Here is a 15,120-nt window from a genome sequence, read left to right as displayed (position 1 = left end):
CACCGGCGCATCCAGCGTTCGCGTCACGCAGCAATTGGACAACCGTGGCGGCACGCTCTCCAGCAACGGGGACGTGCAGCTGCAAGCCGGCCAGTTGAACAATGCCGGTGGCACCGTGGTGGCCGCCGACAAGGCGCAGCTGCAGGTAACGGTGGACGGCTTGCTGGACAACAGCAACGGCGGCCGACTGACCGCAGGCGGTGACCTGAGCCTGAGCGCCGACACGCTGGACAACCAGGGCGGTGCAGTCGAGCATGCCGGCGAAGGTACGCTGCAGATTGCGGTGAACACGCTGCACGGCAAGGGCGGCACGCTCGTCGGCAACGGCACGCTGGATCTGCAGGGCGAAGACATCGACCTGCAGGGCGGCACCACACGCGCCAGGCAGGTAGCGATCACGGCCGGCACCCTGACCACCGCCGATGGCACGCTGGCCTCGACCGGCGAGCAGGCGTTGCAGCTGCAGGTGCGCGATGCCCTGAACAATGATCGCGGCACCATCGCTGCCAACGGTGCGCTGGACGTCGCGGCCGGGTCGCTATCCAATCGCGACGGCACACTCAGCTCGGCCGGTACCGACGATACGCACATCAACGTCATCGGGGCGCTGGACAACAGCGCCGGCACGATCGCCAGCAATGCAACCTCGCTGGTATTGGACGCCGGTCGCCTGGTCAACGAAGACGGCACCGTCAGCCATGCCGGCACGCAGGGCCTGACCCTCAGCACCGGGCAACTGGACGGCCAGCGCGGCACCATCGCCACGGCCGGTGCGCTGACGCTGACCGCTGGCACGGTGGATCACCGCAATGCCACGCTCAATGCTAGCCAGCTCACGGTCAATGCAGCCGGCTTCGACAACCGGGGCGGCACCGTGGTGGCCACCGGCCAGCAGGCGAACATGATCCAGGTGCAGGGCACGCTGGACAATGGCCAGGGCGGTACGATCGCCAGTAATGGAGATCTGTCGCTGCAGGCGGCAACACTGGGCAACGCCGGCGGCACCGTGCAGCACGCCGGCACCGGCAGCCTGAGCATTGATGCGACGACATTGAACGGCCAGGGCGGCACGCTGCTGGGCAACGGCACGTTGACCCTGACCGGGCAAACCAGCGACCTGAGCAACGGCACCACTTCGGCGCAGCGCATCCGCATCACCACCGGGGATCTGACCACAGCGGGCGGGCAGCTCTCTGCCACCAGCACCGACACGCTGCAGCTGCAGGTACGCAATCGCCTGGACAACACCGGCGGCACCCTCGGCAGCAATGGCGCGGTGGATCTGACCGCCGCAAGTTTCATCAACAATCAGGGTGCTCTGCAGGCTGCGGGGGCAGGCAACAACCGCCTGGATGTAGCCGGTGCACTGGAAAATCGAAGCGGCAGCATTCTCACCGCGGGGAATGCAACGGTTGAGGCGGGCGCCTTGGACAACCGTGGCGGCACATTACATGCCGCGGGGACATCGCAGTTGGTCCTCGACGTGGACGGGCTGCTGGACAATCGGACCGAGGGTGTGGTGTCCAGCGGTGGCGACGCAGTCGTAACCGCCCAGTCGCTGGACAATCGCGACGGCACATTGGCCACGGGGGGCGCGCTCACGGTAACAACCGTCGGCACGATCAACAACGAAAGTGGTCTGGTGCAGGCAGGTAAGGCGCTCACGCTTTCCAGCCAGGGTCTGACCAACACGGCAGGTACGGTTCTGGGCGCGAGCGTGGATGTGGATACGCGCGGCCTTGCCTTGGACAACCGCTCAGGCACGATGGCGAGCCTGAGCGGCTCGCTCGGCATCCACAGCGGCGCCTTGGACAACTCCGGCGGGCTGCTGCAATCCGCCGCTGGACTCAGCATCAATACCGCAGGCCATGCGCTGACCAATCGCAACTCCGGCAGCGCCGGTGGCATCATCAGCGCAGGCACGCTTGAGATATCCAGCGGCAATCTGGACAACCGTGCCGGTGTGGTGTTCGCGCAAGGCAACGCACAACTGGGTGTGGGTGCCATGGACAACACGCAGGGAGGTTCCCTGGTCAGTGCATCCGACGTGACCTTGCGCGCGGTCTCGCTGGCCAACAGTGGCGGTGAGGTGAAGTCGGGCCGCAATGCAGACATCAGCCTGCAGGGAGCGCTGGACAACAATGCAGGCCTGGTCGCTTCCACGGGCAACCTGGTGCTGCAGGCAGCGACCGTGGACAACCGCAATACGGCGGCGGGTTCAATACTCGGGCTTCAGGCCGGCAGTCTGCAGGTGAATGCGCAGCGGCTGGACAACCAGCAAGGGCAGGTGATTGCCGACGATGGTGCACGCCTGGAATTGACCGGTCAGTTGAACAACACCGCAGGACAGGTGTCCACGGGTGGCGATCTGGGCGTGCGTGCTGATGACGTGGTCAACACGCAGGGCACGTTGGTGTCCGGCGGCAACCTGCAGTTGGATGCGCGCTATCTCAGTGGCGACGGCAAGGTGCTTTCGCAGGGTAATGCCACGCTGAACCTTGTCGAGGGTTTCACCAACACCGACGAAGTGGCGGCCAACGGGAAGCTCTCCCTCACCACGCAGGGTGCTCTGGACAATCAAGGCAAACTGCAAGGTGGCAGCCTGGAGGTCCACGCCAGTCGCATCAACAATGCCAGCAACGGTGAAATCAGCAGCGCCGGCCTCACCCATCTGGTGGCAGATGGCGCCATCGTCAATCGCGGTCTGCTGGATGGTGTCATCAACCATATCCAGGCCAGCGAGTTGGACAACGTCGGGAGCGGGCGCATCTACGGCGACCATGTTGCCATCCAGGCCGGCAACCTGCTCAATCGTGCTGAATCCGTAGCCGGTATCACCACGGCTGCAACCATCGCGGTGCGTGAGCGACTGGATCTGGGCGTAGGCACGCTCAGCAATACCGGGCAGAGCCTGATCTTCAGTGACGGCGATGCCGCCATTGGCGGTGCGCTGGATGCCAATCGCATAGCGGTGGGCGCGGCGGCGAAGATCGACAACATCAGTTCGACCATCGAGGTCAGCGGCGACCTGGATATCGCGTCGCTGGTGGTCAACAACATTCGCGAGAACGTGGTCGTCACGCAGTCCACGACGGTCAAGGCACCGGTTCGGATGGATCAGCCCGGGTGGTTCAACAACGGCAGTAACAATACTTCGGATATCCGTAGTACGTCGAACTACCGGGCGTATGAGGTCTATTACCTCAGCGCAGACGACATCCTGGAAGACGAATCGTATGTGACGCCGGACGGCTACATGATCCGCAAGGCGGTCATCCGTGTCACGCCGCAGACCAGTGCCTATTTCTTCGGCCGCGGTGCGCTGTACGGTGCCAAGGGGGAGCGTTCGCGACTGGTCATGGGCGACGGCACCATGACGATCTATTACACGGGGCGCCAGGATGGCCAGGCCAATCCGGACCAGGTGAGTAGTGGGGCGGATGACCCGTTCCTGGAGCTTCGGCACATGGATCCGGGGTCGCCGGCCTTCAGCTACGTCAGCGACACGCTGTCGTATTCCAATGCCTACGGAACCTGCACGACCAACTGCGTGCAGCTGACTGCGCTCTATCAGTATGACGATCCGGATCACATCCTCACTGAAATGCGGCGTCATCCGCAGAATCTCAGCGGCAACGAGCAGTACCGCATCGCCACCCATACGGTGGTGGAGGATGTGTTGGTGTCGGCCGGCGCCGATGCTGTCATCCACGCGGGCGGCAACATGCGCATTCGTGCCGATGCGTTGTTGAATCAGTACGCGAGCATTTCTGCCGACCGCGATCTGGCAATCGTCGGGATAAACCAGAGCACATCGTCGGTCAACAATGTGGGCTACACGCTGTACCGCACGCATTCCTTCAGTAACGTGTCCTACGCCTACAACGGTTCCACCAGTGCCTGGAGCAATCCGGATATCTCCGAGCGGGCTGGGCAGATTGGCGGGCTCATCACGGCCGGCGGCACGCTGACGGTGGATGTGGGTGACCTCAGCAATCTCAACAATGGACGTGATGCGCCCAACGTCCAGGACGGTGCCCTGGTCGCCAACCTCAACACGCAGGGACCCGCAGGTGGCAACGTGGGCCCGGGTGCCGGCCAGGTGCAGGGGCCGGGGCAGGCCAATGGGCAGGGCGCCAATACCTCATCTGTGCAGGGCCCAGGGGCTGCAGGCGGCGCAGGTGCAGGTTCGGACATCACGAGTGGAAAACTGCAGAACCTGACTGGCCGCGGTGCGGATGTCGCGGCCATTGCAGGTCCAGGTGCCGCGCAGAACAACGGGCAGGGCAGCAGCATCGTGGTGGACGGTGCGTCAGCGCTTGGCAGTACGACCGCCGTGCAGGTCGCCGGTGACAACCCGGGCATGGTGGTCACGACCACGCTCAACAACAAGGCACCCAATGCCAGTCTGTTCAAGGTGGATGCGAATGGCGGGAAGTATCTGGTCGAGACCGATCCGCGCTTTGCCAACTACCGCAACTGGTTGAGTTCCGACCATCTGCTGGCCCAGATGGGTTTCGACCCGGCCAACACGCACAAGCGCCTGGGCGACGGCTTCTACGAGCAGAAGCTGGTACGTGAGCAGATTGGTGAACTCACCGGTCGCCGCTTCCTGGACGGCTATGCAAGCGACGAAGAGCAGTACCGTGCACTGCTGGAGGCGGGCGCTACCTTCGCCAAGGGCTGGGGTCTGCGCCCGGGCATCGCGCTCAGCGCCGAGCAGATGGCGCAGCTGACCAGTGACATCGTCTGGTTGGTTGAACAGACCATCACTCTGGCCGATGGCTCCACCACCACCGCGCTGGTGCCGCAGGTGTACCTGCGCGTGCAGCCCGGTGACTTGGATCGCAACGGCGCACTGCTGGCCGGTGCCAATGTTGATATCAAGCTCCAGGGTGATCTGGTCAATCAAGGCGACATTGCCGGCCGTCAGCTGGTGTCGATTGATGCCGGCAACATCCACAACCTGTCCGGCGCCAACATCAGCGGCCAGCAGGTAGGTCTGCAGGCGCGGCAGGACATCGACATCATTGGCAGTACCGTCACCGCCACCGATGCGATGAGCGTCAAGGCTGGCGGCAACATCACAGTCGCCTCCACCACGCAGGCGTGGGATACCGGTGGTTCGTACCAGCAGCGCACCACCCGCATCGATCGTGTGGCCGGTCTGTATGTGACCAACCCAAGTGGGCAAGGCGTGCTGGCCGTGAATGCGGGTGGTGACGTCAACCTGAGCGCCGCGCAGGTGGTCAATGCCGGCGTGGATGGCACAACGGTGCTTGCTGCGGGCGGCAACCTCAACCTCGCTACGATCACCGAAACGCGCAACGTGGACGTCATTACCGACAGCCGCAACCGCTCCAGCACCAGCCAGACCACGCAGGTGGGCAGCACGGTGAGCGGTGCGGGCAACGTCGTGCTACAGGCTGGCAACGACGTCAATCTGGCGGCGGCGAACGTGAGCGCGGGTAAAGCCATCGCGGTACAGACCGGGCGTGACATCAACAGCACGGCCGCTACCGACACCGCCACGCTGGATCACAGCCAGGCCGGCAAGCGCTGGTCCAGGACGGTCTCGGCCTCGGAAGAAACCGTGCATGGCACCCAGCTCAATGCGGGCGGCAACATCGCAATGCAGGCGGGGCGTGATATCACCCTGCAGGCCGCGACGGTGGGCAGTGAGGAAGGTGGCATAGGGTTGTCGGCAGGGCGCGATGTCAATCTGACCGCAGCGCGGGAACAGCACGATCTGACCATCGACGAACAGCGCACCAAGAAGGGCTTCCTCAAGAGCAAGACCACCACCACCCACGACGAATGGCACGACAGCATCGCCGTGACCACCTCGCTCAGCGGCGAGACGGTCACCATTGCGGCAGGGCGCGATATCACGTCGCAAGGGGCGCAGGTTGCGGGTACGGGGGATGTGCTGTTGGCTGCCGGGCGTGACCTGACGCTTGGGGCAGCCCAGAGTACGTCGACCGAAGTGCATGACAAGACGGTCAAGAAATCCGGCTTGTTCGGCAGTGGTGGAATTGGCTTCACCATCGGCAAGCAGCAGACCGATACCGAAGCCGACATCACGGGCGTTACCCACACGGGCAGTACGGTCGGCAGCTTGACGGGAGACGTGACGCTTGTTGCCGGCAATGCACTGAAGATTGAAGGTAGCGATGTCATTGCCCTGCAGGGCGATATCACCGCTAAGGCCAAGTTAATTTCGATCACCGAAGTGCAGGACACCAGTACCGTCGAGCAACAAATGCGGTTCAAACAGGCGGGGTTGACGGTGAGTTTGACCGCGCCAGTGGTCGATGCGGCAATGAATGCAGCTCAATCGACTAGAGTCGTTGGGCAAAGCAGTGACAGTCGTATCAATGCGCTGGCGGCAGCAAACGCGGCTTATGACGGGTATCAGGCTGTAGGCGCCGCAGGTGCGGCGATGAGCAGTGGGCAGGTGGTGGGTATCACAGCCACGGTTGGTTCGCAGAAGTCGAGCAGCAGGACACAAACCGATGCCAGCGAAGCCGTCGGCAGTACGGTTGCGGCAGCTGGTCGCGTGGATATGGTGGCAACGGGTGCGGGGGGGGACTCCGATATCCGCATTTCCGGTTCCACTTTGCAGGGCGGTGCAGGTACGGGCTTGTACGCGGACGGTGCAATCGACATCGTGGCCGCACAGAACAGGTCAGCCCAGCATACGGAAAGCAGCTCCAGCGGCTGGAATGCCGGCGTGGCGGTTAGTGGTGGTTCCAGTGGATGGGCGGCGGGTATCACCGCAGGAGTTAACGCGGGCAAGGGCCGTGAGGATGGAGAGACGGTCACCCAGGTCAATTCGCACGTTGGCGGCGGGGGGACCACCACGTTGATCAGTGGCGGTAACACAACGATTCGTGGCGGGCAGGTGACGGGCGATCGGGTTGAAGTGGAGGCGGCCCATCTGGCCATCGAAAGTGCGCAGGATACCGCGACCTACACGGGGGAGCAGAAGAATGCTAGTGCCCAGGTGACGGTGGGATACGGCTTTTCGGCCAGCGGAAGCTATAGCCAATCCAAGCTCGATTCGAGCTACGCCAGCGTGGTTCAGCAAAGCGGCATTCTGGCCGGCGACGGCGGCTATGAAGTCAACATAGCCGGCAGTACCGACCTGCAGGGTGCCATCATCACCAGCACCGCTGCGGCCGAAGTCGCCGGCCTTAATCGTCTCAGTACCGGCACATTGAGTGCCAGCAACATCGAAAACCATGCTGACTACAGTGGTGCGTCGTTTGGTGTGTCGGGTGGCCTCGGTAAAAATGGCAAGGGCGAGCAGCGGGAGCATCAAATGGCAATGGGCTCGGCCGACGGTGTGGCGGGAGGCAGATCTTCCGGTAAATCAGTGGGCTTGGGCAGCACCGGCGACAACCAGAGCAGCACAACCGTAAGCGGTATCAGTACCAGCAATCTGGTTATCACCGACGTGGACGGACAGGCGGCAACCGGCAAGACTGTCGAGCAGATCAAGGCAGGTGTGGTGACGATGACCAGTACGTATGCCGTGGCTACGAACAGTGGTGCGCTGAGTGATAGGTTCGATGCCGACACGGTGATGAAGGAACTGAATATTCAGGTGCAAGTGACTCGGAACTTCCAGCAGAACAGTCGTGGCATGGTTAATGCCTATGCGGATGCAAAGCAAGCGGCACTGCGGGAGCAGATCAAGCAGGCGACGACGGAGGAGGAAAAGACCGTGCTGTACGACGAGATCTACAAGCTCCAGTACCAACGGCGTTTCCTTGAGACAGTCATCAACATCGTGTCGGCGGACCCGGCCGCAGCCATCACCCAAGGCACTCTGCAACTGGCTGCCACCGCGATGCGCGAAGAGACACTGGCAAACTCGCGGAAGTCGCCAGGGATGGTGATCGATGCAAATGGCACGGTCATCAATAACGTCTCCTATGACAGTGGCGCGTTTGATGGTGTTAAGTTGGGAGGCGTAAGGTTGGATACGGAGACAATTTGTGGTGAGGGTAATATCAGGTGCGCCAATGACGGCAAGGGGAATTTGCTTGCTGACGTCAATGGGAATTATAAGTACATTGGTGATGAGCGGCATCCGACGTATGAGTCCTTCGAGAAGGATTTGAAGGCATCCAAAGATATGCATGGGCCAACAGGAGGATTTCAGCCTGTCGAAGGGGCATGGTATCTGCCATTTAATGTAGTTATTCCCTATAAGTCGGGCAGTTTCTCCGACAGGTTGGTGGAAGCCTTCGCCGGGACGCATGATCTGCTGGGTGGGCAGATATGGGGATGGTATGGCAGTGATGGTAATACAGCGATCGATCGAACCAAGCCACAGAAGCTGGCTTCTGGCGTAACGACAGTCGTTGCGATCCCGGTGGCAGCGCCGTTTGCGCTGTCCGATTTGGTTTCGTCGGATGTCATTCAGATTTTAATCAAGCTGGGAAGGTTGCCATGAGGGTCGCATTTGTATTAATCGTAGTGGGATTGAGTTCGCTGCTTGCCGCCTGTGTGGTGACAGGGTGGAATCCCGATGTCTCGAATGGGTATAAGGCGATTCAGGCTTATCAGAAGAGTGAGGTCGTGGGCCATACTGATGTCGTGCAACGAAAGAAGGATGCGTTTGATTGTGGTGTCCTGAATTACAATGAAGGTAATCTCGATGGTGCTGCTCAATATCCGGGAATGACGGTTCAGCAGGTGATGGAGCGAAGGGTTAGTATCGACAATTGCATGAAGTCCAAGGGGTACATCATTCGCAGTCCAATAGATTGCACAAATAAGGGCAGGTCAACCGGTTTTTGTAACTGACGATGCACTTTTTCTTCGAAAATTTGCGTCGAGAGTGACGTGTGTTTCGAAGAAGGCAGTGGAGTTCTTGGCGGGTGGCGCCATCGACATCGCATTCAAAAGAATGAGCGGAAGTGTTCGATTTCTCGAAGACTCGACTCTTCGTTGCTTTTTTTGTGCTTGTTGTTGCGGTGATTAGTCTTTCAGTTTTGGTGTTTCAGGTGCTAGTTGGTGATGAGTCGCCTGGAGCTACATGTGCACTCCACGACTAAAAGCTATGCCTTTGACGGCGGTGGTTATGAGTGCTAGGCGTTACACAAAGAGCATTAGAGCTTGCTTCTGGCGTAACAAAAGTCGTTGCATCCCCGTGGCTGCGCCGTTTGCGCTGTCCGATTTGGTTTCGTCGGATTTGATGCAGGTTTTGATTGGGCTGGGAAGGTTGTCGTGAGAATTCTGTTTGCACTAGTTTCCATTGGGCTGGGGTTTTCGCTGACGGCTTGCGTCGTGGGTGGATGGAATGCTGATACCTCTAATGGATACAAGGTGATTCAGGCGTACCAGAAAGAGGGCGCAATAGGTCATACTGATGCAAACCAGCGAAGGAAAGATGCTCTCGATTGTGGGGTGCATAATTATAACGAAGGATCTCTTGATGGTTCAGTGCATTATCCGGGAATGGCGATTCAACAGGTGATTGAGCGAAGAGTTCGCATCGACAATTGCATGAAGTCCAAGGGGTACATGATTCGTAGTCCGGAAGATTGTACGAATAGAGGGCGACCGACGGGGTTTTGCAATTAAGTTGTGTGGTTGCTCCCTCAGGGTGGTTTTGAGATTTATACGAGCGGTTGGGTGGGGGCTATTTCGCCTAAGTAATTCTGGAAAGGTTGCCGCGAGAAGCATTTTTGTCTCAATGGCTCAGCTTGGCGCTGGCGATCGACTGCCATGCCCGGCAGTTGCTGGGTTGGCATCTGTCACGGACCGGTAAGGCCAGCGCCGCGTCCGCCGCCCTGGAGCAGGTGCGTGTTACCTGGTACGGCGCACTGGGCCGTGTGCGAGAGTCGTTCGAACTGCGCTCGGACAGCGGTCTGGTATTCACCAGTCGCAACTACACCCGCCTGGTGGGCGGCTGCGGCCTGAAGCAGGAGTTCATCATGCTGCACTGTCCGCAACAGAACGGGATGGTAGAACGCGTGATCCGGACATTGAAGGAGCAGTGCGTGCATCGGAGTCGCTTCGAAAGCCAGACCCACGCCTTGTGGGTGATCGGTGGCTGAATCGCCTTCTACCACCAACAGCACGTGTACCAGGCGCTGAAGTTGATGTCCCTGGATGCGGCCCATGTCGCTGCATTAGCGGCATGGGCTGAGCAAGGGTCGGGGGTGTTTCATTGGCCCGGATTTAATGGGTCTCTATTATATGAAGTGAAGGATGTTGGGCTCGCATGTCCATTCTCAGTCTCTTGGTATTGATGATCCATCTATGGATTATATCAATCAGGAATTTCTTAAGTCTTGGCGAAAGGCGAGGTCGCGTGACTTTGAAAGAGAGTATTTCGAAGTGCTCGCAGCCTTGAAGGATGAACATATTTCCGAGATGCTCTGGCTCTTGTATGGAAAGGGCGCTTTAAAGACCATCGTCACGCCTTTTGATAGTTTGCAGGATGGCCGTTCGTGGTGGGCAATTTTCGCGGCGCGAGAGGTGAATACCATTTCTTCACTGGTCAAAACGAAGCCTGGAAAAATGCGCATTTGGCGATTTTTACATGACGCGAGTGCGTGGGTTTGAGGGGCGGCTCTGGTGCCGAGGTGTTCGGCGTCTTCCGTCAATAGATCAAGGTGTTTCCGGGCTGGCCTGATAGAAACAAGAGGGAGAAAATGCGGGGTCGGAGTCGGGTTTTGCAAGAGTCGGCCTCTGACCCCCGGTTTCGATGTGCCTCAGCACGGGGACGGGCAGGTTAGCGTTTGAGGCAAGAGTGGCTTTCAGGCAAGCCGAGCCGCACGCAGGCAACGGTTACGCATCCGGTAGCCACCCCTTCTGGCCGGAGTCGTGGCATATCTGGCATTGCCGTTGGAGGGGTGGATAGAATCCCGGAGCCGCAGGCCGGATGTCTGCAAGGGGGCATATATGCGAATGATGAAGCTGGGCTTGGCGTTCGTACTGATGGCAGGGTGCGGGGACGTGTGGGCGGCGATCGATCTTGCGCCGTACATTCGCAGGGACGATTTCAATGACATCAAACTGTCCCCAACAGGCAAGTACTACGCTGCTACCGTGCCATTGGAAGACAAGACGGCACTGGCAATTTTTTCCCGGGAAGGAAACAGGAGTACAGGGACTTTCGTGCCTGCTCGCAACGCACACGTCAGCGACTTCGAGTGGGTAAGCGACGAGCGTGTTGTGATCAGTCTTTCCGAGAAATTCGGGACGCTCGACCAACCGCAGGCCACCGGCGAGTTGTATGCCATGAATGCCGATGGCGGGCGGGCTGAGCTGCTGGTGGGGTTCCGGGTTCAGGGGAATGGTCCCGGCACCCGTATCCAGCCCAAGAAAGTGGAGGCGGTGGCGGCTTTCCTGACCGATGGACTGACCGGGGATGAACGCTACGCGGTGATTTCGGTGTGGCCGCTGGGGGCAACAGAACCCTACGCCCGTGCGGAGAAGGTCGATGTGCTGAGTGGCCGCCGGACCAGCCTCGCTTCCGCGCCCGTGCCTTGGGCAAATTTCGGGACGGACAATACTGGCAAGGTCCGCTTTGCGTACGGTTCCAGCCACGACAACGCCAGCAAGCTCTACTACCGCGATGGCAGTGGCTCCGATTGGCGGCTGGTCAACGACCAGAGCGATGGTGGTCGCATCGAGGAGCCCCTCGGATTCTCGGCCGATAACAGCGTGGCCTACTTACGCGTGAGCGGTGACGGTCCTGGAACGGATGTCATCATTGGGTGGAACCCGGTCACGGGTGAGCGCAGGCGTTTGTTGCAGGATGCGGGCTCGGACCCGGTGTCAATCATTTACCAAAACGGCACCCGGATACCCATCGGGGCGCAGGTCATGAATGGTCGCTACCAGAACCTGTTCTTCGATGACTCGCGTCCGGAGGTGCGACAGCACCGGAGCCTGGAGGCGGTATTCCCAGGGCAGGCGTTGCGGGTGACCTCCGCCACCAGTGATGGCAGGTTGCTGATGGTCAAGGTGTGGTCCGGCAACAACCCGGGCGATTTCTATTTATATGACCCCGCGCAGAAGAAAGTAGAGCATGTGGTCAGCAGGGGAGGGTGGATCGACCCCGATCAGGCCGCAACGGTCGAGCCGTTTTCGTTCAAGGCACGTGATGGCCTGGAGATCCATGGCTACCTGACCGCGCCACGCGGCGCCAGTGGCCCGCGGCCGATGGTGGTGATGCCCCATGGTGGACCGTTCGGCATTTTTGACAGTTGGCGGTACAACGCCGACACACAGATGTTGGCCGCAGCGGGGTACACGGTGATGCAGGTGAACTTCCGGGGGTCGGGCAATTTTGGTCGGCGTTTTCAGGTCGCTGGCGCACGCCAATGGGGAGGGGCGATGCAGGACGACCTGACGGACGCCACCCGCTGGGCAATCCAGCAGCAGCATGCGGATGCGGGAAGGATATGCATCTATGGCGCCAGCTACGGAGCCTATGCGGCGCTGATGGGCGTGGCAAAGGAGCCTGCGCTGTACCGCTGCGCCGCTGGCTACGTAGGGGTCTACGATTTGCCGATGATGCAACGTGCCGACAGTCGTCAGTTGCGACGCATGGGTAATTGGTCGCGGGAATGGGTGGGGGACGATCAGGCGCAGTTGGTTGCTGCATCCCCCAACCGCGTCGCCGAGCGGATCAAGGTGCCGGTGTTTCTGGCGGCGGGCGGTGAGGATGAGATCGCGCCGATTGAGCACACCCGGATGATGGAGTCTGCGCTGACCAAGGCGGGTGTGCCGGTCGAGTCGCTCTACTACAACACGGAAGGACATGGTTTCTACACCGAGCCGCATCGTCGCGAGTACTACACGCGTCTGCTGGCATTTCTTGCCGCGCATCTTGGCGGAGAGACCGCTAGATAGCCATGCCGCGGCCTGAAGATCAGGATAGTGCCGCGGCGCACTGAGTCACCCATGGGCCTGCATGCACGGCGGTTGGATCTGCTGTGCACCTGGCCCTTTTGAGGCCGGTGGAACTGTCCGGAATTTTGGGTGTGTGATCGCTCGCGTTCTCTCGGGGTGGACGACCGCCGGTGGCTCCAACGTCTGCCATCGCTCACTGTCCGTAGCTTCTGGGGCACAAGGTGGGCTGAGGGTCGGGCATTTGATCGCTGCCATCCAAGCGGCGGTAGGTCGGTGTTCCCGGATTCCATGCGCGTTGCATCGTTCTTCCTGTCATCCCGCTTTGTAGGTCGTGGGTGGTGCGTGCTGTGTATCGCAGATATGTCAGCGCAATGAACAGGGTGAAACGCTGCATGTCCTAAACAGGACGCGGTGATCATTTCCGCTGTCCGGCAGACACTGATTGTCCGCATCTGATTCCGCATGCCATTGATTCAACGAGGCTTGGCGACGGTGTTTCTGCAGGAAAGTGAGGCGCATGCGCGTGTGTGCCGCATGTCGCGAGTGGTGGATTGGCCAGCGTAACGATGCGTCCTGCAAGGGCGCGCGTGTGCGCGGTGGGCACGAACCTAACATCGCTGCGCGGCCAACCCGTGCCGCCGGGACGGAAGGGTTCCTGGTGCGCGGGTTTCGCGGATTCGCCCCCGGGCGTAACGCCGCGGCCGGTACGGCGCGGGCCGCTGCCTTGCCGTATTTCACAGAGCAATGCATGTCTCCATGCATCCTTATGCCCGTAGGGCGGGGCTTGGAGAGGGCCGCGCCATGCGCGGAGGCAAGAACCACCCGAGGAGGTCGCCACGTGATGAAAGTCCCCACTCTCCGTTTGCCAACGCTTGCAGCGGGCGGCGCGTTTTTGTTGTGTTCAATGGCCTTGTGTGGCCCGGCGCATGCGGCCGATGCCTTCGCGTCTGATTCGAAGTGGATGCTGGGTGATTGGGGGGGGCAAGCGCACGGAGCTCCAGGCGCGCGGCATCGACTTCAACCTCGACTATGTCGGCGAGGTGGCGACCAACCTTGACGGGGGCTACAACGACGACCAGGTGGGGCGCTACAGCGACCAGTTCGCGCTGGGCATGCACCTGGATCTGGAAAAGGTATTCGGCTGGAACGCGGCGCAGTTGCAGGTGACCGTCACCGAGCGGAGCGGCGAGAATCTGTCCAATGCGCGCATCGCCGACCCGCGTGCCGGACAGCTCAGTTCGGTGCAGGAGATCTGGGGGCGAGGGCAGACCTGGCGGCTTACCCAGCTCTGGTACCAGCAGGCCTACTTTGATGGTGCCCTGGATGTGAAGCTCGGGCGCTTTGGCCCGGGCGAGGACTTCAACAGCTTTCCCTGCGACTTCCAGAACCTGGCCTTCTGCGGCTCGCAGGTGGGCAACTGGGCGGGGAGCATCTGGTACAACTGGCCGGTCAGCCAATGGGCGGCCCGCGCCCGTTACAGCTTCGCGCCGGATTGGTTCGTGCAGGTGGGCGCCTATGAACAGAATCCCTCGGTCCTCGACCGCCGACGTGGTTTCACCTTCAGCACGGAGGGGCGCGCCGGAACGCTGGTCCCCATCGAACTGGTCTGGCACCCCCGGCTGGGGACCGCAGCGCTGCCGGGCGAGTATCGGCTGGGCTACTACTACAGCACCGCGCGGGCCGATGACGTCTTCAAGGACGTGGACGGATTGCCCCAGACGGTGACGGGAAATCCGTTCCAGTCGCATGACCGCAAGCACGGCGCGTGGGTGGAGGTACAGCAGCAGCTCACGGCCCGTGGCGGCGATGCCACGCGTGGGCTGAGGGTGTTCGCCACCTACACCGCGCATGACAAGGCGACCAATGTGGTGGACAACTACCAGCAGGTCGGCCTGGTCTATGCCGGCCCCTTCGATGCCCGTCCGCAGGATGACCTGGGCATCGGCGTGGCACGGATCCATGTCAATGCAGAGGTGCGTCGCCGGCAGATGTTGTTGAACGCGGTGAACGGTGTCGAGGATTACCTCGATCCGTTGTATCAGCCGCTGCAGGACACCGAATACAACGCCGAGGTGTATTACGGCGTGCATGTCGCGCCGTGGCTGACGATTCGCCCGAACCTGCAGTACGTGCGCCACCCCGGTGGTGTGACGGAAGTGGACGGCGCGTTCGTGGCGGGCATCAAGGTGCAGACATCGTTCTGATGACGGGTGCAGGCGCTATGTGCTTCCTTCGCAG

6 protein-coding genes are annotated in these 15,120 nt (G+C 60.8%); all 6 read left to right on the top strand.

Going from position 1 to position 15,120, the window contains the following annotated elements; genetic code table 11:
* Positions 1–8,464: hemagglutinin repeat-containing protein (locus VA603_RS19580; protein WP_323438170.1), on the top strand; the 8,464-nt coding region annotated here is incomplete at its 5' end.
* The gene (locus VA603_RS05335; protein WP_323438169.1) at positions 8,461–8,817 is read left to right on the top strand and encodes a hypothetical protein; all 357 of its coding nucleotides are present in this window, start codon (positions 8,461–8,463) and stop codon (positions 8,815–8,817) included. The genes VA603_RS19580 and VA603_RS05335, both read left to right, overlap by 4 nt.
* A 902-nt stretch (positions 8,818–9,719) precedes the next feature.
* Positions 9,720–10,073: a hypothetical protein gene (locus VA603_RS05330; protein WP_323438168.1), complete on the top strand. Its 354-nt coding sequence runs from the start codon at positions 9,720–9,722 to the stop codon at positions 10,071–10,073.
* Positions 10,074–10,278: 205 nt separating this feature from the next.
* Entirely contained in the window at positions 10,279–10,584 is a 306-nt protein-coding gene (locus VA603_RS05325; RefSeq protein ID WP_323438167.1) for a hypothetical protein, read from the top strand.
* A 339-nt stretch (positions 10,585–10,923) separates the two neighbouring features.
* Complete coding sequence (locus VA603_RS05320; protein ID WP_425603665.1) at positions 10,924–12,882, top strand: alpha/beta hydrolase family protein; 1,959 nt, start codon at positions 10,924–10,926, stop codon at positions 12,880–12,882.
* A gap of 968 nt (positions 12,883–13,850) precedes the next feature.
* The gene (locus tag VA603_RS05315) at positions 13,851–15,086 is read left to right on the top strand and encodes a carbohydrate porin (RefSeq protein ID WP_323438165.1); all 1,236 of its coding nucleotides are present in this window, start codon (positions 13,851–13,853) and stop codon (positions 15,084–15,086) included.
* Positions 15,087–15,120: the final 34 nt, after the last annotated feature.

The sequence above is a fragment of the Stenotrophomonas capsici genome, assembly GCF_034961085.1.
GTDB classification, from domain to species: domain Bacteria; phylum Pseudomonadota; class Gammaproteobacteria; order Xanthomonadales; family Xanthomonadaceae; genus Stenotrophomonas; species Stenotrophomonas capsici.
Note: the sequence above shows the minus strand (reverse complement) of the source record. Positions and strands in the feature narration are given on the sequence as shown.

Coding starts and splice junctions, on each gene's coding strand:
- VA603_RS05335 (WP_323438169.1), top strand. CDS start 8,461: ATGAGGGTCGCATTTGTATTAATCGTAGTGGGATTGAGTTCGCTGCTT.
- VA603_RS05325 (WP_323438167.1), top strand. CDS start 10,279: ATGGATTATATCAATCAGGAATTTCTTAAGTCTTGGCGAAAGGCGAGG.
- VA603_RS05320 (WP_425603665.1), top strand. CDS start 10,924: ATGCGAATGATGAAGCTGGGCTTGGCGTTCGTACTGATGGCAGGGTGC.